Here is a 19,310-nt window from a genome sequence, read left to right as displayed (position 1 = left end):
GCTGCGCCCATGCCTCGTGCCCGTCCGCTCGTCGTCACCGTCCTCCTGCTCGCGGCCCTGGCCACCGCCCTCGTCGTCCTGCTCCGCGGGAACGCCCTGGGGGTCGGCTTCCTGACGGGTTACGCGGGCTGCTGGGCACTGTTCGCCACAGCGGTGGTCGCCCTGCGCCGGGTCCCCGCCCGCGCGGTGGTCCCGCTCGTGCTCGCGGGAGCGGTCGCGGTCACGACCACGGGGCTCGTGGCGGCGCCGCGGACGAGCACGGACTCGTACCGGTACGCGTGGGACGGCCGGGTACAGGCGGCCGGCATCTCCCCGTACGACCACGCCCCCGCCGACCCGGCCCTGGTCCGGCTGCGCGACGCGTGGCTCTTCCCCGACCCGGCCGCCTGCGCGCACGCCCGCGACCTCGCGCCGCTGGCCGACGGCGGCTGCACCCGCATCAACCGGCCGGCCGTGCACACGATCTACCCGCCCGTCGCCGAGGGCTGGTTCCTCCTGGTCCACGCCCTCGCGCCGGCCGGCACCCACCACAAGGCGCTCCAGACCGGCGCGGCAGTCCTGTCCCTCGCGGTGACCGGCCTGCTGGTCGCCGTCCTGCGTCGGCGGGGCGCTCCTCGTCAGGCCGCGCTGTGGGCCTGGTGCCCGGCCGTCCCCGTCGAGGCCGTCGACAACGCCCATGTCGACGTCCTCGCCGTCCTGTTCTCGGTCGCCGCCCTCGCCGTCGTCGCCCGGCGACGCGTCACCGGCGGCGTCCTGCTCGGCCTCGCGATCGCCGCGAAACTCCTGCCGGCCATCCTGCTCCCGGGTGTTCTGTCCGGACTCCGCCGACCACGGACGTTCCTGGCGGTCGTGGTTCCGACGGTGGCGGTCGTGGGGGTGGTGTACCTCCCGTACGTCCTGCTCTCCGACGGCTCCGTCCTCGGCTACCTGGGCGGATACGCGCAGGAGGAGGGGTACGACGACGCGGGGGCAGGCGGCCGGTACGCCCTGCTGCGCCTCGTCCTGCCGGACACGTGGGCGCCGCTCGCCGTCCTGCTCGTCATGACGGCGGTGGCTCTCGCGGTCTGGTGGCGCGGCGATCCCGAACGCCCTTGGCGCGGCGCCCTGCTGACCACCGGCTCGGCCTTCCTCCTGCTGACCCCCGGCTACTCCTGGTACGCACTCCTGCTCGTCGCCCTCGTCGCGCTGGACGGCCGTTGGGAGTGGCTGGGCATCGCCCTCGCCGGCGCCGTCGCCTATCCGGCGGGACCGGTCATCGGCGTCGAGTGGGTGACCGGGGCGTACGGAGCGGCGGCGCTGCTGGTGGCCGCGGGGTGGTGGGCGCGCCGGAGAGGCCGCCACGCGATGCGACTGGGGACCATTCGACCCAAGCGGGATGCCTGTCCTGTGGATCAGACTGGTGGTGTCGGGTCCCGGAGGTCCACATGTGGGCACGTGGCGTGCCGGACCGAGTACGCCGTCCGCCCGTTGATCGAGCCGGCAGGTGCGGCCGCTCCTGGACGCCGGTCTCCCCGGGCGTGGGGATCGTGCTGCGCGGAGCGCTGCGGGCGATCGAAGCGGCGGCGGAGACCCGAGAAGGAAGCCTGAGGAGATGAGTCGTCATGCGTGCTGTGATCGTGTACGAGAGCCTGTTCGGCAACACGCGCGAGATCGCCGACGCGATCGGAGAGGGTGTGAAGGCGACGCACCCGGACGCCGAGGTCGAGTGCGTGGCAGTGGCCGACGCGCTGCCGGAGCGCATCGGCCCCACCGACCTGCTGGTCGTCGGCGGGCCGACCCAAATGCGAGGCATGACCACCGGGATGAGCCGGAAGATGGGGCTGAAGGCCGAGAGGCAGGAGGCCGAGAAGAAGGAGCGTCCCTTCACCGCCGAGGCGGGCGCCGAGGGCCCTGGCGTTCGCGACTGGTTCCACGACACGCTCCCGAAGGCCCACACCGGCACCCACGCCGCCGCGGCCTTCGACACCCGGGCGGACATGCGCCTGGCGGGCGCCGCCGCCAGTGGCATCGCCCGTCGGCTCCGCGGCCACGGCTATGAACTCGTCGCGGAACCGGAGGGATTCATCATCGAGGACACGGACGGGCCGCTGCGCGCCGGCGAACGGGATCGCGCGAGGGCGTGGGGCGCGGCCCTCCAGGTCGTGTGACTGACCCAAGAGGACTGTGCCGCACGTAGCGCGCCGCCGGAGGCGGGGCTGGCACCCTCGCACGGCCGCACAGGGCCTCGTGGGGGCCATCCGGCCCTCCTCTCCCACTCGCACCGCGGCCAGACTGGAGTGGACACCGATGCGCATCTTCACCCCTCCGGGAGAACGTGATGACCGCCTCGCGCTACACCGTCAGCGACGTCATGACCCACACCGCCATCGCCGTCGGGCGTGACGCGCCGTACAAGGAGATCGTCGCGCTCATGGATCAGTGGAAGGTGAGTGCCTTGCCCGTTCTGGAGGGGGAGGGACGGGTGATCGGGGTCGTGTCGGAGGCCGATCTGCTGGCCAAGGAGGAGTTCCGCACGGACGACCCCCGCCCGGACGAGTTCGCCGCGGCGTCCAAGGCCGGAGCCGTCCGGGCCGGGGAGCTCATGTCCAGCCCGGCCGTGACCGTCCATCCTGACGCGACGCTCGCCGAGGCGGCACGGATCATGGCGACGAGGAGGGTGAAGCGCCTGCCCGTGGTCAATGGCGTCGGCATGCTGGAGGGTGTCGTCAGCCGGAGTGATCTCCTGAAGGTGTTCCTCCGTACGGACGCCGAGATCGAGGAGGACATCCGCCGCTCCGTGCTCAGCGAGCCGACCGCGCCCGCGGAGCTCGACGTAGCGGTCGAGGAGGGTGTGGCCACGATCCGTGGGTCGCTCTCCGACCGGTCGATGGTGCCGCTGGTCGCCCGTGCCGTGCGTGCTGTGGAGGGCGTCGTCGACGTCCGGATGGATCTCGGTGCCCCTTGAGGGGCTCCGTGACGGACAATCCTTGTGGGGGCGGGCACCACCCGACCGACCACAGGGGTCGCCATGACCGATCTGCCGACAGCCACCGCACTCACCCGGGTGTTCCTCGTCGATGATCACGAGGTCGTCCGCCGGGGCCTTCGCGACCTGATCGACGACGAGCCCGACATGGAGGTGGTCGGCGAGGCCGCGACGGCGGAGCAGGCGCTGGCCAGGGGGCCCGCCCTGCGGCCGGACGTGGCGGTGCTCGACGTCCGTCTGCCGGACGGCGACGGCATCTCCGTGTGCCGGGAGCTGCGGTCCCGGATGCCCGAGCTGGCGTGCCTGATGCTGACGTCGTTCGACGACGAGGACGCTCTCCTCGACGCGATCATGGCCGGTGCCGCCGGGTACGTCCTCAAGCAGATCAAGGGCTCGGACCTCGTGTCGGCCGTGCGGACCGTCGCCACCGGGCAGTCGATGCTGGACCCGGCCACCACAGCGCGGCTGATGCACTCGCTGCGTGACCCGGAGGCGGTGAAGCCTCCGGAGGACGAACGGATCGCCCTGCTGTCCGAACGGGAGCGTTCCGTGCTCGAACTGATCGGCGAGGGTCTCACCAACCGGCAGATCGCCGCGCGGCTCTACCTGTCCGAGAAGACCGTCAAGAACCACATCTCCCGGCTGCTCGGCAAGCTCGGCGTGGAGCGCCGCGTGCAGGCCGCCGTCATCGCCGCGCAGGCCCACGAACACGACGCCGAGAAGACGTAGCTCAGTCCCGCTCGGTCGGCAGCGGGATCCGCCACTCGAGTACCGTGCCGTCGCCGGGCTCCACGCGTGCGCGGACCGACAGGGTGCCGCCCAGCAGCTCGGCCCTGGCGAGAAGGTTCCGCAGTCCGCTCCGGGACCCGTCCGGCGGAATGCCGATGCCGTCGTCGCGTACCGTCACCTCCAGAACGCCGTCCCCGGCGACGACCGACACCTCCGCCCGGCGGGCCCGGGCGTGCCGGGCGACGTTGGTGAGCGCCTCACCGATGACCGCGAGCACCTCTTCGGCCGCCTCGGCCGGCACGTCGGTGTCGAGGAGGCCCTCCATGCGGAGCGCCGGCGCGAATCCGAGCATGGCCGCGGCCTCGTCCACCGCCTTGACCACGCGGTTCCTCAGCTTCGGGGCGGTGCCCGAGGTGTCGTGTTCCCGGAGCCCGAAGATGGTCGACCGGATGATCTTGATGGTGGCGTCCAGGTCGTCGATCGCCCGGGTCAGCCGGTCCACGGCCTCGGGGTGCTCGACGAACCGCCGGGCGCTCTGCAGCGTCATGCCGGTCGCGAACAGGCGCTGGATCGCGAGGTCGTGCAGGTCACGGGCGATCCGGTCGCGGTCCTCCAGCAGGCTCACCTGTTCGGCGTCCCGGCGCCGGTCGGCCAGTTCGAGTGCGAGGGCGGCCTGTCCCGCGAAGCCGGGCAGAGCGGTGACCTCGGCGGCCGTGAAGGGGAGCCGCCTGCGGCGGCGCGCCAGGATCAGCACTCCGCTGAGTCGCTCCTTGGTGCCGACCGGGACGGCCACCGCCGGCCCGAATCCCTGCCACCGTTCGGGCTGCACCCTGATGCGGGGCTCGTTCTCGACGTCGGCGACCGTGACCAGGCCCTCCTGGGCGAGGGCGACCTCGGCCAGGGTTCCTTCGCTGGTCGGCAGGACGACGCCCCTGTGGGCTTCGGCCCCGTCACCGCGGGCGAGCGAGCCCCGCAGCTCACCGCCGGCGCCGACCAGGTAGAACACCCCCATGTCGGCGGCCGCGATGTCCACGGCCCGCTCCAGCATTCCGTCGAGCACCTCGGTCTCCTCCGTACCGGACAGGAGGGCGCTGGTCAGGTCGGAGCTCGCGGCGAGCCACCGCTGCCGGAGGCGGCCCTCCTCGTAGAGGCGGGCGTTCTCGATGGCGATGCCGGCCGCGACGGCCAGGGTCGTCACGACCGCCTCGTCCTCGGCGTCGAATGCGGCGCCTCCACGCTTCTCGGTGAGGTAGAGGTTGCCGAAGACCTCGTCGCGGACCCGGATGGGCACGCCGAGGAAGGTGTGCATCGGCGGGTGGTGCGGGGGGAAGCCGTACGAGGCGGGGTGCTGGGACAGCTCGGAGAGCCGCAGCGGCTTGGGGTTGCGGATCAGCTCGCCGAGCAGCCCGTGCCCGGACGGCAGGTCGCCGATCCGCGCCCGCAGGTCGTCGCCGATGCCGACGGGGAGGAACTCCGAGAGTCTCCTGTCGTCCCCGATGACGCCCAGAGCGCCGTACTCGGCGTCCACGAGCGTGACGGCCGCCTCCACGATGCCCCTGAGCACCTGGGGCAGGTCGAGTTCCCTGCCCACGGACATGACGGCTTCGAGGAGCCCGTTGAGCCGGTCCCTGGTCCCCCGCACCTCGTCGATGCGCACCTGGAGCTCGTCGAGCAGCTCGTCGAGTCGCAGCCGCGGAAGCCTGCGGTCCGCCGGCACCGGCCCCTCGTGCTCCATCACCACCTCCGGGCACGCCGAGCGCGCGGTTCTCGCCTGACGGGCACGTACTCACGGTAGTTCCGGTGCCCCCGACTCTCCAGCCGGATTCGTCCCATGAAAGGCGGTGCGGACGAGTCGCGCGGCGCCCGGGGAAGCCGGTTCGTCACCCGTGGCGACTCCGGTGCGGCCGAGCGCCACGAGGCGTGGCGACGCTCGCCGGCCGTCTCCGAGGTGCTCCGCTTCGGCTGAACCGCTTCTCAGGGGCGGAGTCACTTCTCACAGACGGAACCACCGCTCCTGTCCGGGTGCGACGGTGACCCTTCGGTCGCCGGGGAGAACGACGGCGAGCGGGCCCGCGGGCGAGCCGGGAACGCGGATGGCCAGCCGCCCGGGAAGAATCCTCAGGCGCACGCCTCGATGACGGCCGACGCACAGGGTGAACGTGAACCGTGGGATCTCGGCAAGCGGCACCGGCGCCACCCGAAGCCCTTCGGGTCCCGTTTCCAGACCGGTGATCCCGCGTTCGACGAGGTCGATCGTGCCCGCCATCGCGCCGAGATGGACGCCCTCCCCGGTCGTGCCGCCCTGGACGTCGGCCACGTCGGCGAGCAGGGCCTCCTCGCAGTACCGCCAGGCGTCGGCGCCCATCAGCCGGGCCAGCACCCACCCGTGGACGAGACTGCTGAGGGTCGATCCGTGGCTGGTGCGGCTCAGGTAGTACGCGACGGTCGCACGCCACACCCCGTCGTCCAGCGCGTAGCCGAGCCGTCCGAACAGACCGTGCAGCTCATCGGGCCGGAAGAGGTAGCCGAGCATGAGGGTGTCGGCCTGCTTCGACGCCTGGTAGCGGTTGACCGTGTCGCCCTCGGCCTCCAGGATTCGGTCGAGTCTGCGGATGTCGCCGTACCGGGTCCGGTACGCCTCCCAGTCGAGCTCCGCCAGGTCGCCGTAGCCCTCGAACTGGCTCACCACACCCTGGTGGAAGGGCACGTGGAGGCGACAGGAGACGTCCTCCCAGCGGTCGAGTTCGGCGGCGTCCAGGGACAGTTGCTCCGAGAGTTCCGAGCGGCGGGCCTCGGGCAGTTCGCCGAGCAGGTCGAGGCCGCGCGCGAGCACCCAGGCGGCGGTCGCGTTGGTGTAGGCGTTGTCGTCGATGCCCGGGAGCGTCGCCTCGGGATAGGCGTCGTGGTACTCGTCGGGTCCCACGACCCCTCGGATCCGGTAGCGGCCCAGCGCCGGATCGAGGGCGGCGGCCCCGGCCCAGAAGCGGGCGACCTCCAGGAGGGTCTCCGCACCGGCGGAGTGGAGGAATCCGCGGTCGCCGGTGGCCTGCGCGTACCGCCAGACGTTGAACGCGACGGCGGAGCCCACATGGCGCTGCAGCCGGGAGTGGTCGGCCAACCAGCGCCCCGAGCGCGGGTTGAGATGCAGCACCTGCGTCTCCTCCCGCCCTGAACTCGCGCTCTGCCACGGATACATGGCCCCCTGTCGGCCGGCGAGGCGGGCGGCCTCGCGCGCTGCCGGCAGTCGGCGGTGCCGGTACATGAGCAGCGCCCGGGCCACCTCGGGGAAGTGCAGGTCGAGGTAGGGCAGGACGAAGAGCTCGTCCCAGAAGACGTGCCCCCGGTACGCCTCACCGTGCAGTCCGCGCGCGGGAACGCCCACGTCGAGTTCCGCCGTGTGCGGGGAGAGCGTCTGCAGCAGGTGGAACACGTGCAGCCGCAGGATGCGGCCCGCCTCGCCGGGCGCATGCAACTCCGCCTGCTCCCAGACGCGCTGCCAGGCCGCCCTGTGGGCGGACAACAGCCTGGGAAAGGCCGGGGCACGAGCGATCACGTCGACGGCTGCGGAGAGCGGGTCGACGGCGGGCCAGTCCATCGAGGTGTGCAGCGCAAGAGTCTTCACGACCATCGCAGAGCGGCGGGGAACGATCGGCAGGTGGAAGGTCTGCACGGTGCCGGTACCGGTCGCCGCCTCCCGCGCGGACCGCGCGGGGCGGGTGACCGTGCGCACGGCCATGGTGATCCCGATGCCCGGGTCGACGGTGCGGCAGGAGACCCAGGCGACACCGCCGGACTCGAATCCCGTCCGGTGGTCCGTGAGATGACACCCGTCGAGGTGCCTGTAGCGCTCCACTCCGGCGTTGGTGACGGCTCCGTCGAGGACGGACTGCACCTCGACGGAACCGCTCCAGCCGTAGGCGCGGAACAGCGTGCACTGGGCCGCGAGGCCGGCGTCTCCCATGTGCACGATGCGGAGGTGGCTGACGCGCAGACCCCGCCCGCGGGCGTCCTCGAAGAACAGGCGCCGGGTGAGGACTCCCGCGCGCAGATCCAGACGCACGTCGGAGTGGCGCAGCTCCCCGGAGTCGGGCGTCAGCCAGTCACCGGCGGGGCCGTCGTCCGGCCGGCAGCGATATCGCAGAAGCGTCCAGTTCGGAAGGTTGACGAGGTCCTCGTTCTCGACCCGCTCGCCTGCGACGACCGAGGTGAGCCGGTCGTAGCAGCCGGCCAGATAGGTGCCCGGGTAGTGCGTGGTCCCGGCCGTGCACTCGGGAGCGGAGCCCCGGGTGGCGAACCGGCCGTTGCCCAGGGTGCAGAGCGCTTCCACCAGCCGCTCGCGCTCCGGCTCGTACCGGTCGTAACTCCACGTCCAGCCGCTCGTCATCCGCGCGTCGGTGTCGCGGACGACACCGTCCGGCGGCCGAGACCCCGGGCCTTTCATCAGGCCAGCGGCGGGTCGGGAAAGCTCACGACCGTGTGCTGCGGGCCGCCCAGCGCGACTTTGATGGCTCCGGTCTCGGCCGCGCTGCCGAAGACGTCGTACGCCTCCTCCATCTCCCCCAGCTCGAAGCGGTGAGTGACCAGCTCTGCCGACGGCAGCCGCCCGCCGGCCAGCATGCGCAACAGCATGGGCGTGGACGAGGTGTCCACGAGTCCGGTGGTGATGGTGACGTCCTTGATCCAGAGGTCTTCGAGGTGGAGGGCCGCCGGCTTGCCGTGGACGCCGATGTTGGCGACCCTGCCGCCGGGCCGGACCATCCGTGTGCACATCTCGAAGGCATCGGGGACGCCGACGGCCTCCATGACGACGTCGGCGCCGAGGCCGTCGGTCAGGTCCGTGACCAGTTGCTCCGGGCCTTCGGCGGCGTTCACGGTGGCGTCCGCGCCCAGGGTGCGGGCAGCGGCCAGCCGCGACTCGGCCAGGTCGACGGCGACGATCCGTCCCGGGCTGTAGAACCGGGCGGTGGCGATGGCGGCGAGACCGATGGGGCCCGCACCGACGACGACCACCGTGTCGGCGGGGCGCACGGCGCCGTTCAGGACGCCGACCTCGTAGGCGGTGGGGAAGATGTCGGCGAGCAGGACGGCGTCGAAGCTGTCGATCGATTCCGGCAGCGGGTGGACGGACAGATCGGCGAAAGGAACCCGGACGTACTCCGCCTGGGTGCCGTCGACCGTGTGGCCGAGGATCCAGCCGCCTCCGCCCCGGCACTGCCCGTAGCGGCCTTCACGGCAGAAGCGGCACCTGCCGCAGGCGGAGATGCAGGAGATCAGGACGCGGTCGCCCGGTCGCACCGTGCGGACGTCGCCTCCGGTCTCGACCACCGTGCCGACCGCCTCGTGCCCGAGGACCCGGCCGGGCGTCACCTCCGGCACGTCCCCCTTCAGGATGTGCAGGTCCGTGCCGCAGATGGTGACCACGTCGACCCGCACGATCGCGTCGCCAGGGTCCTTGATGACCGGATCGGGCACATCCCGCCAGTCCATACGGCCCGGTCCCTGGAAGACGAGTGCCTTCATGGCGTCCACCCACTTCCTGTCGCGCATCGCTACGGTCCTCGGCACCAGGCTCCGCGGAGCCCCCCTGCGGCGCATGAGCCGGTCGGCCCCCGAAAGGACCCGCTCGGACCCTCTGGATCGGCCGGCCGGATGCGAGGGTGGAGACCGGCCCCCACAGAAGGAGGGCTGGCCATGTCCGAGACAGCCCCGAACCCGGCTCCCACCGCCTCTCGACCGGCACTGCTCAGCTTCCTGGGCGGGGTGGGTACGGTCACGGGAAGCAAGTTCCTGGTCGAGAGCGACCATGCCCGGATCCTCCTCGACTGCGGTCTCTTCCAGGGTTTCGCGACCTTGCGGCGGCGCAACTGGGAGCGGTTCGCCCGCGACGCCGCCGACCTCGACGCCGTGGTGGTGACCCATGCACATCTGGACCACTGCGGCTACCTGCCCCGTCTGGTCCGGCAAGGCTTCCGGGGACCGATCCTCACCACCGCCCACACCGCCCGGCTGGCAGGGATCGTGCTGCGCGACAGCGCCCGCCTCCAGATGGAGGCCGCCCGGCACGCCGACGAGCACGGCTGGTCCAAGCACCGCCCGGCCGAGCCTCTCTACGACGACTCCGACGTCGAGAAGACGCTGGCGTACTTCGACCCCGTCCCGATCGGCGAGGACGTCGAGATCATGGCCGGCAACCGGCTGACCCTCCACCACGGCGGACACATCCTCGGTTCCGCGTGGGCGCACCTGACCCTGGAGGACGGCCACACCCTGGCCTTCTCCGGAGACCTGGGGCGGCCCGGACACCCACTGCTGCTGCCGCCCGAGCCGTTCTCGGGCGCGAACGCGCTGCTCGTGGAGTCCACGTACGGCGACCGGCGCCACGACCAGGAGTCCGCCCGGTCCGAGTTCGCCGCCGTCATCTCCCGCGCCCTCGCCCGCGGCGGCACCATCGTCATCCCGGCGTTCGCGATCGACCGTACCGAGGTCGTCCTGCACGAACTGAGCCGGCTGCGCGACACCGGCGGCCTGCCCCGGTCGGTCCCCGTGTACGTGGACAGCCCCATGGCCCTGGCCGCCCTCGACGTCTACCGGGACGCGGTGCGCGAGCGCTCCCCCGAGCTGCGGCCGGAGATCCTCGCCGAGGGAGAGGCCGCGCTGAGCCCCGCGCCGTTCCTCGCCGCGCGCACCGTCCAGGATTCCATCGAGATCAACGAGGCAGAGGGCCCCGCCGTCATCGTCTCCTCGGCCGGCATGGCCACCGGCGGCCGCGTCCTGCACCACCTCCACCGACTGCTCCCCGATCCGCGCAACGCCGTCCTCGTGGTCGGCTTCGCCGCGGCCGGCACCCGGGCACGGGACCTGGTGGACGGCGCCCGGACGCTCAAGATGTTCGGCGAGTACGTGCCCGTACGGGCCGAGGTCGCCGACGTCCCCCACTTCTCGGCCCACGCCGACGCCGGCCACATCATCGACTGGCTGCGCGGCGCCCCTCCCCCGCACACCACCTACCTCGTCCACGGCGAACCGGCCGCGTCCGAGGCACTGCGCGACCGCATCGACCACGAACTGGGCTGGACGGCCGTCGTCCCCCGCTCCGGGGAGGCCGTCCTGGTCCGCTGAGGCGGGCCCTTCGGCCGCGCCAATCGGACCTGCGCGGCCCTCCCCGTGCCCGCCCGCCGCGCGGGACCATGTGAGGAAGGGCTGGAGGACACCATGAGCACCACTCGGACGCTCCGGACCGCCTCATCCCGCGCGTCGGCGCGGAAACCCTCGCGTACGCCCGCTGAGGAGAGAGTCATGACCACCCAGCCGTTCACCGTCGCCGACGTGATGACCAAGAAGGTCGTCGCCGTCCTGCCCGGCGCGGAGTTCAAGGAGATCGTCACCACCATGGAGCGGTGGAAGGTCACCGCCGTGCCCGTGGTCGAGGGCGAGGGCCGCGTCGTCGGAGTGGTCTCCGAGGCCGATCTGCTCCTCAAGGAGGAGTTCCACGACCACCGCCTCGGCCTCGTCGAGCAGCTGCGCAGGGGCGACGCCACGGCCAGGGCCGGCTCTCGCCGGGCCGACGACCTGATGACCACTCCCGCTGTCACCATCGGCCGCGAGGCATCACTTCCCCAGGCCGCACGCCTCATGGCCGCCCATCGCGTCAAGCGGCTGCCGGTCGTCGACGGGAGCGGCACGATCCAGGGGATCGTGAGCCGCTCCGACCTCCTCAAGGTCTTCCTCCGGACGGACGACGACCTCGCCGCCGAGGTGCGCCGCGAGGTCATCGAGCACTTGTTCCCCCTCTCTCGCTCCCAGGTCGACGTCCGTGTCGACGGCGGTGTCGTGACCCTGTCCGGCACCGTGCGCGACAGCTCCCGCATCCCCCTCGCGGAACGCCTGGCGCGGGCTGTCGAAGGCGTGGTGGACGTACGGTGCGAGCTCACCACCGAGGGCGTGGGCAGATGACGAGCGATGGGGCACCGGAGTGTCGCGGATCTGACGACCCCCACGGTCGTCGGCGACGCTGCCCGCCGGCGCTGTGGCTGGTCAAGTCGTGGCTGCTCGCCGCTGAAGGCGCCGCGCGGTCAGTCGTCGTCGGCCCCCGGAGCGCGCCCCCGGCGGAAGCGACCGGACCACACGGGTTCGACCTGTTCCCACTCCCGTTCCCAAGCCGCGAGCCGGCGGACTTCGGTCCGCCGTCGTACGAGGAGGAGCGCGCCGGCCCCCATCGCTCCGACGGCGGCCGTGGCGACGACCCCGCCCGAGATCGAGGTCAGCACACGGTCGGCGGCACTGCCCGGGGGGCGAGCGGGGGTGCCGGTGTCGTCCACCCAGATCGTCACCGTGACGCCCTGGGGCGTGCGCGGAGGAACGTGGACGGTGCCGGACCGACGGACGTGATCGGGCTGTTCCCAGACCGCGGGCGCGACGGAGCTCGGTGTCGACCCGAACCGGGTGGCCACGGGCGGATCCTTGGCCGGCCCGGTGGTGGTCGCCCGCACCTGATGGCGGTGGGCGGCGAGTTCACGGTCGGCCCTGGCTCCGGAACTCCACAGGCTCGCGGCGGCCACGGCACCGCAGATCAGGGAGATCATCAGGACGAGGATCAGAGCGGCGCGTCCGCCAGGTCCACGCCCGGACGGCGTGAGTCGCGGTTCCGACCGCTTGTGGTGGTCCATATCGCACCTCTGGGTGGGGTGGCCGCCCTGACAGGCCGGCGACACCTGTCAGCACCTGGCGTCGAGGTCGGTTCCGATGGATGGGTCCGCTCCTGGATCCGTGCCCGGTTGCGGAAGTCTCCCCTTGGGATTCACGGCGTGGTGCCCTCGGGTGGGGTGCCGCCTCGCTTCACCGGGATGGTGCGCGCGGCGCCGGTCTCCTCTTCGGGCATCGGGATGCGGACGGTGAGGATGCCGTCCGCGTACGACGCCTCGACGTCGTCGGCCGGGATCGTGGCCGGAAGACGCACGGTCCGGCGGAAGGATCCGTAGCGGAACTCCGAGTGCTCTTTGCCCTCCTCGCTCTCGCTGTGCTCCGCACTCACCGTGATCAGGTTGTCGTCGACGGTGAGGGTGAAGTCGTCGGGGTCCATCCCGGGCAGCTCGGCCCGCAACACGTACCCGTCGGCGCCGCTGGTCACCTCCACCGGGATGGAGTGCGCGGCCGTCGCGGGTCGCCACCCGGGCAGCCCCGGGAACTCCCGGTCGAACCAGTCGTTGAAGTCGGGGAAGAGGCTGTGCCTGCGTTCCACCCTGCCTCCGGCCATTGTTCTGCTCCTCGTTCCGGGGCCCTCGGACGGTCGTCGTGGACCCGAGTCGGTACGGACGGGCGGTGGACCGGGTCACGGGCCGGTCCGACTCCGTAACCCCATCGTCCGCCCGCGAGGTCACATCGCGCAGCGTCCAACGGGGCTGTCCTACGGGGCCGAACGGGCCGCACCTGGACCGACCGGCCCATGGCGCCACGGCTCCGGTGCTGTCAGCCGCAGATCTCCGTCCGCGTCCACTCGGCGGTGGCGACGTCCGCTACCGAGCGACCTCGTTGGCGTTCATGTCGGTGTTGGTGCCGCTACCGGTCTGGAAGACGTCGACGACGAAGTGTTCGTCGAGCTCACCGGACTGGACCTCGGTGGAAGCACTACTGACCGGCGATGGTGACCTCTTCGATCACGCCCGGCCTGCAGAGCCGCACGGCGTGCCGGGCGGGGAGCGCGTCGGTCGCCGGGGTGTTCGTCACGCCTCTCCTTCCGTGCTCTCGGAACGCCCCTGGGGTACGACGGCGACCGGGCACGAGGCGTGGTGCAGGGCCCGGTGGGCGACCCTGCCGAGTTCCAGGCCGATGAGCCCGTCCCTGCGCCGTGCCCCGACGACCAGCAGGTCGGCGGCGGCCGAGCGCTCGGTCAGTATCGTGTGGGCGGGGCCCTCGACCGAGCTCCTGCGCAGGCGAACCCGGGGATGTTCGGACGCCGCGGTCCCAAGGGCCTTGTCGAGCAGTTCGGTGGACTCCTCCACGAGGTGGGCTGCCCCGGCTCGCTTCGTCGGCAGGTGGTCGGCCGGTCCATGCGCCGGTCGTCGCCAGGCGCGGACGACGTCGAGTTCCGCGTCCCGGACCGTCGCCTCGCGGAAGGCGAACCGTACAGCCGGCGCGTCCACGTCGTGCTCGCCGACGCCGAGCAGGACACGCCCGTGGCGTGCCTCCAGGGCCTGCCGGTCCCCACGTACGACGACGACCGGGCCGTTGGCCCGGGCGGCCACGACGAGGCTGACGGAGCCGAGCAGAAGGTCCGCGAACTCTCCGCGCCCACGGGATCCGACGACGAGGATCGAAGCCTCCCGCCCCTCCCTGAGCAGCCCGGTGGAGGCGTCCTCGGCAAGGACATCCGTGGTGACGGGCAGGTCGGGCGCACGGCGCCGAGCGCGTTCGGCCGCGGTGCCGGCGATGTTCTCGGCGAGGACCTGGCCCGAGGGCCGTTCCGTGCCCCGGGCCGGGACGACTCCCTCGTACCGCTCCCACATCGAGGCGTGGACGATCCGCAGGGCAAGCCCGTGCCGTACCGCTTCGTCGACGGCCCAGTCCAACGCCGTGAGACTGGCGTCGGACCCGTCGACTCCTACCACCAGGGGCGATTCCATCGTGTCCACCGCCTTCCGGTCGAGTGGTGACCTGCTGCCACGCTCACACCGGGCGGCAGGCCCTGGACAGCCCCGCGTCCCTGGGGCGGGCCCCTCCTCACCCTCAGGAAAGCACCGGTCGAGGGTCCGTGCCAGGGCTGGCCGGGTCCTGACGTGCCCCTTTCGGCCCTTGCCGCTGCCGCCCGCGGCGACACGATCGCAGCAGGTTCGGCGACCCGGCGATTTGGGTCCTTCGGCCCCTTGCCGGGGCCTGGGTGGCCGTAGCCTCCCGTTCCTTCCGGAGGTTGGTATGGAGGGCATGGACACCGACCGGGCACTCCTCGTCGCCACCGGCGTGAGCAAGATCTACCGCACGGGCTCCGTCGAGGTCGGCGCCCTGCTCGACCTGGATCTCCTCGTGCGCCACGGGGAGATGGTGGGCGTCATGGGACCGTCCGGTTCCGGGAAGACCACCCTGTTGAACTGCCTGTCGGGCCTGGACGACATCGACGGCGGTCGGGTCGAGGTCGACGGCCACGACCTGTTCGCGATGTCGGACGCGGCGCGTACGGAGCACCGGGCCCACACCATGGGCTTCGTCTTCCAGGCGTTCAACCTCATCCCGGTCTTCTCCGCGGTGGAGAACGTCGAACTGCCCCTGCTGCTCGTGGGCACCCGGGCCGGTGAGGCACGTCGCAGGGCGCTGGCCATGCTCGACCGGGTGGGCCTCACTCACCGCGTCGATCACCGGCCGAGCGAGATGTCCGGAGGCGAACAGCAGCGGGTGACCATCGCCCGCGCCCTGGCCGGACGCCCGGCGATCGTGTGGGCGGACGAACCCACCGGCAACCTCGACAGCGCGATGGCCGACCAGGTCATGGACCTGCTGTGCGAGCTCAACCGGGACGAGGGCCAGACGATCGTCCTGGTCACCCACGACGGCGCCATCGGCGCACGCGTCCCCCGGCTGATCCGCATGCGCGACGGGCGACTGGTCGACGACGTCCGCCAAGCCGTCACCGCCCCGGTGGTGAGCCGGGACCTCCCGATGGGCTGACCATGTACCCGAACCTCCTCGTCCCGCTGCTCGCCGCCCTCGCGCTCTCCCTCGCGGCCCTGCTGCTGGTCGCCCTCCGGCAGCCGGTGTCACGGCGCCTGGCCTTCCGGCAGGTCGCCCGTCGGCGCACCGAGGCGGCGCTGGTGATCGGCGGATCGATGCTCGGAACGGCCATCGTCATCGGGGCCCTGGTCGTCGGCGACACCCTGAACTTCTCCGTACGGCAGGAGGCGTACCGCACCCTGGGACCGGTGGACGAGCGCGTCGTCGCGCCCCCGGGGCCGACCGGCCGCGCCGTCACCGAACGGCTGGCCGGCCTGGCAGACGATCCCGACGTCGACGGAGTCCTGAACGCCCGGGCGACCCAGGCATCGGCCGTCAGCACGGCCGACGACCGCACGGTCGCCGAACCGCGCGTCCTGGCCTGGCAGATGAACTTCGACGAGGCGTCGCGCTTCGGCTCCCGGGCCGGTGACTCCGGTCTGGGCGGACCGGACCCGAAGCCCGGCCAGGTCGTGGTCAACGAGCCGCTGGCCCGGTCCCTGAACATCGGCACCGGCGACCCGATCTCGGTGTATCTGTTCGGGACGCCGCAGACGTACCGGGTCGAACGTGTGGTGCCGGAGCGGGGTCTGGCCGGTGTGGGCCTCGGCGGCAGGCTGAACCGCGACGTCTTCCTGCCACCGGAGGCCCTGGACTCCGCCGCCCACGTCGCCGGTGCGGAGCCGCGCGCGGTCACCTTTGTCTCCAATCGAGGCGGCGTCGAAAGCGGCGAAGCCCTCACCGACCGCGTGACCGCCGACATCCGGCAGGCTCTGGGCCCGCTCGCCGACCAGTCGGCGATCGAGACGCCGAAGCACACGGTCCTGCGGGACGCGAAGCAGGCCGGGGACTCCCTCGGAGCGCTGTTCCTCATGATCGGCAGCTTCAGCATCATCGCGGGCGCCCTGCTCCTGGTGAACATCTTCGTGATGCTCGGCGAGGAGCGGAAGTCCCAGATGGGCATGGTGCGGGCCGTCGGGATGAAGCGCTCGCGCCTCGTCGGGTCCTTCACCCTCGAAGGGGCCACCTACGCGCTGCTGTCCGCCTTGCCGGGCGTGGCCATCGGGGTCGCCGTCGGCTGGGGCGTCGCCGTGGTGGCCGCGCAGATCTTCCAGGGCTGGTCGGTCGGCGGAAGCAGCCTCCGCATCGCGTTCGACGTCACCCCCACCAGCGTCCTCAACGGACTGGCCATGGGCCTGCTCATCGCCTTCGCCGCGATCCTGGCGACCAGCGTGCGCATCAGCAGGTTCAACATCATCGCAGCCATCCGCGACCTCCCGACGACGCCCGGACAGCGGCCGCGCCGCCGTCTGCTCGTGGCCTCCACCACCCTCGCCGTCCTGTGCGCGTTCGTGGCCGTGCCTGCCGTGTCGCGCAGCCAGCCCGACGCCACGTACCTCATGCCGGCGCTCGCCCTCGCCTTCGCCGCTCCGGCACTGCTGCGCGTGCTCCCCCGCCACACGGTCACGACCCTGGTCGCGGGAGCCGTTCTGGCCTGGACGCTCCTGGCACCCGTCATACGCCCCCGGATCTTCGACGCACCCTCGATGTCCGTGTACGTCATCCAGGGCGCCCTGGCCGCCTTCTCCGCCGTGGTGCTCGTCAGCGACAACCAGAAGACGCTGCTGCGCCCCGTACGGCGACTCCTCCAGCGCCCGACGGAGGGTGGTCTGGCGGCACGCCTCGCGGTCGCGTACCCCTTGGCCAAACGATTCAGGACCGGCGCGACGCTGGTGATGTACACCCTGATCGTGTTCGTCCTCGTCCTCCTGACGGAGATCTCGGGCATCCTCCGCGCGGGCGTCGACGGAGTCGTCGCCGACGCCACCGCCGGTTACTCCCTGCGACTGGACTACAACCCGCAGGTCGCCGGCGACCGACTCGTCGCCGATCTCACGCGCGGCCCTTCGGCAGCCGACGTCGCCGCCGTCACCCCGCTGCTCAACGCCGCGGCGCGGGCCACCGATCCGGGACACCGCAGCCCCCAGCCGCTGGACACGGCCGTCGTCGGAGTGCCCGACGGGGCGATCAGCGGCATCACGTTCCGGGAGCGGCTGCCCGGCCTGACGAACGACGCCGCGGTCTGGCACGCCCTCGCCTCCGACCCCCGCTACGTCGTGCTCGACGGCTTCTTCGGCAGCACCGGTGGCCCCGCCGGCGACTACTACGACCCCGGCGACACCCTCACCGTGACGGATCCCCGGACGGGCCGCAGCGAGCAGAAGATCCTCGCCGGCGTGCTCAGCAACGGGATGGTCTTCTACCCGGGCACCGGGGCCAGTTCCACCACCTACCCCGTGGTGATGGGAGAACAGGCGACGCGCGAGCTCTTCGGCACCCAGGCGCAGAACGCCTCCGCACTGGTGCGCACCACCGCCGGAACCTCCCCCGACGCCCTGGCGACCCGCCTGCAGGGCGAGCAGCTCAAGGCCAGCCTGGTAGCCACGCCCATCGAGTCGGACATCCGCCGCCAGTTCGACTCCAGCACCGCATTCTTCCGCCTCATGCAGGGCTTCCTCGCCCTGGGCCTCGGCGTGGGCATCACCGGCCTCGGCGTCGTCATGGTCCGGGCCGTACGCGAACGCCGCCGCACCATCGGCATCCTGCGGGCCCTCGGCTTCCGCGCACGGACCGTACAGCGGTCCTTCCTGTGGGAGAGCACCTTCATCGCCCTGGAGGGAATCGTCCTCGGATCCCTCCTCGGCGTGCTCACCACCTGGCTCATGTACAGCAACAGCGCCGCGTTCGAAGGCCTGGAAGGAGGATTCCCGGTCGAATGGACCAGCATCCTCGGCCTCGCCGCGGCCACCTTCGTCGCCTCGCTCCTGGCCACGATCGGACCGGCGCGCCGCGCCGCCGCCATCCGCCCCGCGCTCGCGGTCCGCGTCACCGAATGACGGGCACCTCTCGCCTCAAGCAGCGGTGCTGACCTGAGCCCTCAGCCCGAACCGGCGATCAGTGCCTCGGCGAGCGGGGTGCGCCGGTAGAGCACCGACCGTCCGGACCGGGCGCGGACGAGCAGCCCCGCGCCCCGCAGGATGGCGAGGTGGTCTCCTACCGCGCCGGGTGCCATGGCGAGGCTTCGGGCGAGGTGGCTGGTACTGGCCGGGGCGTCCAGTGCCCACAGCAGCCGGGCTCGGGCCCGGCCGACCAGGGCGGTCAGCGCGTCGGGTTGGGGGACGGTCTCCTGTTCTCCCCACAGGGCGGCGGTGCCGCGGGCACGATAGACCAAGGTCCTGGGCCAGGGGTCATCCATGTGGGCGGCTATGTGCCCGACGAGGACCGAAGGGATCAGCAGGAGCCCGTCACCGGCGAGGCGGACTGTTCCGCCTCGGAAGAAGTCGATCTCTATACCGCCCGCGCGCCAGGCGATGCCCGGGTGCAGGCTCTCGATGGTCGTGGCCCATCCGTGTTCGCCGATCACACCCACCCGGTGCACGACGTCGCGCTCACAGATCGCGCGCAGTTGCGGCCAGTCCGCGGCGAGCAGCTCGTGCCACGCCTGGTCCATCGCCTCGGCGATCCTGGAGACGGCGTCCGTCGAGTCCAGCACCGCGCGTACGCGGGGATCACGGGCGGACGGGCCGGTCGCGGTGGTGGCGAATTCACGGCGGGCCGCTTCCAGCGGTGTGGCCCGGATCACGGCCAGGTCGTCTGCCCAGGTCTGGTTGAGGCCGCGCGGGGGCGGGGCGACGAAGTTCGGTCCGCCTTGCGGGGCCTGCAGAGCGAGGGCGGCGTCCAGTTCGGTCTCGCGGCGCAGCCGTTCGAAGGCCGGCAGAAGCCGAGCGGCCCAGGCTCGCGGCATCGGAGGGCCTTGGCCGACGAGCGAGCGCAGCAGCAGGCAGAGGTCCAGCGCGGGTGACAGCGCGAAGCGGCTGCGCAGCAGGTCCTCGACGGAGACTTCGAAGCGGAGCACCCT

The 19,310-nt window shown here is 72.1% G+C and carries 16 protein-coding genes; 9 read left to right on the top strand and 7 right to left on the bottom strand.

The window, feature by feature from the left end:
• The first annotated feature begins 9 nt into the window (after positions 1-9).
• From AB5J54_RS38290 to AB5J54_RS38275, 4 genes are all read left to right on the top strand, one after another.
• The gene (locus AB5J54_RS38290; RefSeq protein ID WP_369148568.1) at positions 10-1,587 is read left to right on the top strand and encodes a glycosyltransferase 87 family protein; all 1,578 of its coding nucleotides are present in this window, start codon (positions 10-12) and stop codon (positions 1,585-1,587) included.
• A gap of 14 nt (positions 1,588-1,601) precedes the next feature.
• Positions 1,602-2,147, top strand: coding sequence for a flavodoxin family protein (locus tag AB5J54_RS38285; RefSeq protein WP_369148566.1), 546 nt, complete (start codon positions 1,602-1,604; stop codon positions 2,145-2,147).
• 170 nt (positions 2,148-2,317) lie between these two features.
• A complete protein-coding gene (locus AB5J54_RS38280) occupies positions 2,318-2,944 on the top strand; it encodes a CBS domain-containing protein (protein ID WP_369148564.1) in 627 nt (208 codons plus the stop codon).
• A 63-nt stretch (positions 2,945-3,007) separates the two neighbouring features.
• Entirely contained in the window at positions 3,008-3,694 is a 687-nt protein-coding gene (locus AB5J54_RS38275; RefSeq protein ID WP_369148563.1) for a response regulator, read from the top strand.
• A 1-nt stretch (position 3,695) separates the two neighbouring features.
• Here the strand turns inward: AB5J54_RS38275 and AB5J54_RS38270 are convergent, their stop codons facing one another.
• The gene (locus AB5J54_RS38270) at positions 3,696-5,429 is read right to left on the bottom strand and encodes a GAF domain-containing sensor histidine kinase (RefSeq protein ID WP_369148562.1); all 1,734 of its coding nucleotides are present in this window, start codon (positions 5,427-5,429) and stop codon (positions 3,696-3,698) included.
• 96 nt (positions 5,430-5,525) lie between these two features.
• Here AB5J54_RS38270 and AB5J54_RS38265 point away from each other — a divergent pair, with 96 nt between their 5' ends.
• On the top strand, positions 5,526-5,660 hold the full coding sequence (locus AB5J54_RS38265; protein WP_369148561.1) for a hypothetical protein: 135 nt from the start codon (positions 5,526-5,528) through the stop codon (positions 5,658-5,660).
• Positions 5,661-5,687: 27 nt separating this feature from the next.
• Here the strand turns inward: AB5J54_RS38265 and AB5J54_RS38260 are convergent, their stop codons facing one another.
• Entirely contained in the window at positions 5,688-8,078 is a 2,391-nt protein-coding gene (locus AB5J54_RS38260) for a glycoside hydrolase family 65 protein (protein ID WP_369148560.1), read from the bottom strand.
• A gap of 56 nt (positions 8,079-8,134) precedes the next feature.
• Positions 8,135-9,214: a zinc-dependent alcohol dehydrogenase family protein gene (locus tag AB5J54_RS38255; RefSeq protein ID WP_369149589.1), complete on the bottom strand. Its 1,080-nt coding sequence runs from the start codon at positions 9,212-9,214 to the stop codon at positions 8,135-8,137.
• A gap of 171 nt (positions 9,215-9,385) precedes the next feature.
• Here AB5J54_RS38255 and AB5J54_RS38250 point away from each other — a divergent pair, with 171 nt between their 5' ends.
• Together AB5J54_RS38250 and AB5J54_RS38245 are read left to right on the top strand one after the other, a co-directional pair.
• Positions 9,386-10,813: an MBL fold metallo-hydrolase RNA specificity domain-containing protein gene (locus AB5J54_RS38250; protein WP_369148559.1), complete on the top strand. Its 1,428-nt coding sequence runs from the start codon at positions 9,386-9,388 to the stop codon at positions 10,811-10,813.
• Positions 10,814-10,990: 177 nt separating this feature from the next.
• Entirely contained in the window at positions 10,991-11,647 is a 657-nt protein-coding gene (locus tag AB5J54_RS38245; RefSeq protein ID WP_369148558.1) for a CBS domain-containing protein, read from the top strand.
• A gap of 119 nt (positions 11,648-11,766) precedes the next feature.
• Here the strand turns inward: AB5J54_RS38245 and AB5J54_RS38240 are convergent, their stop codons facing one another.
• The 3 genes from AB5J54_RS38240 to AB5J54_RS38230 form a co-directional block, all read right to left on the bottom strand.
• Positions 11,767-12,276: a hypothetical protein gene (locus AB5J54_RS38240; protein WP_369148557.1), complete on the bottom strand. Its 510-nt coding sequence runs from the start codon at positions 12,274-12,276 to the stop codon at positions 11,767-11,769.
• A gap of 215 nt (positions 12,277-12,491) precedes the next feature.
• Positions 12,492-12,947 (bottom strand): Hsp20/alpha crystallin family protein, encoded by a 456-nt coding sequence (locus tag AB5J54_RS38235; RefSeq protein WP_369148556.1) that lies wholly within the window; start codon positions 12,945-12,947, stop codon positions 12,492-12,494.
• Between the two features lie 466 nt (positions 12,948-13,413).
• Positions 13,414-14,313: a universal stress protein gene (locus tag AB5J54_RS38230; RefSeq protein WP_369148555.1), complete on the bottom strand. Its 900-nt coding sequence runs from the start codon at positions 14,311-14,313 to the stop codon at positions 13,414-13,416.
• Between the two features lie 298 nt (positions 14,314-14,611).
• Between AB5J54_RS38230 and AB5J54_RS38225 the strand changes: the two genes are divergently transcribed.
• Both AB5J54_RS38225 and AB5J54_RS38220 read left to right on the top strand, forming a co-directional pair.
• The gene (locus AB5J54_RS38225) at positions 14,612-15,349 is read left to right on the top strand and encodes an ABC transporter ATP-binding protein (RefSeq protein WP_369148554.1); all 738 of its coding nucleotides are present in this window, start codon (positions 14,612-14,614) and stop codon (positions 15,347-15,349) included.
• Between the two features lie 2 nt (positions 15,350-15,351).
• The gene (locus AB5J54_RS38220; RefSeq protein WP_369148553.1) at positions 15,352-18,288 is read left to right on the top strand and encodes an ABC transporter permease; all 2,937 of its coding nucleotides are present in this window, start codon (positions 15,352-15,354) and stop codon (positions 18,286-18,288) included.
• 41 nt (positions 18,289-18,329) lie between these two features.
• Here the strand turns inward: AB5J54_RS38220 and AB5J54_RS38215 are convergent, their stop codons facing one another.
• The gene (locus tag AB5J54_RS38215; protein ID WP_369148552.1) at positions 18,330-19,307 is read right to left on the bottom strand and encodes an ArsR/SmtB family transcription factor; all 978 of its coding nucleotides are present in this window, start codon (positions 19,305-19,307) and stop codon (positions 18,330-18,332) included.
• Positions 19,308-19,310: the final 3 nt, after the last annotated feature.

It is taken from the genome of Streptomyces sp. R44, assembly GCF_041053105.1.
Lineage (GTDB): Bacteria > Actinomycetota > Actinomycetes > Streptomycetales > Streptomycetaceae > Streptomyces.
The sequence above is the reverse complement of the archived record's forward strand: the minus strand, read 5'-3'. Positions and strand labels throughout refer to the sequence as shown.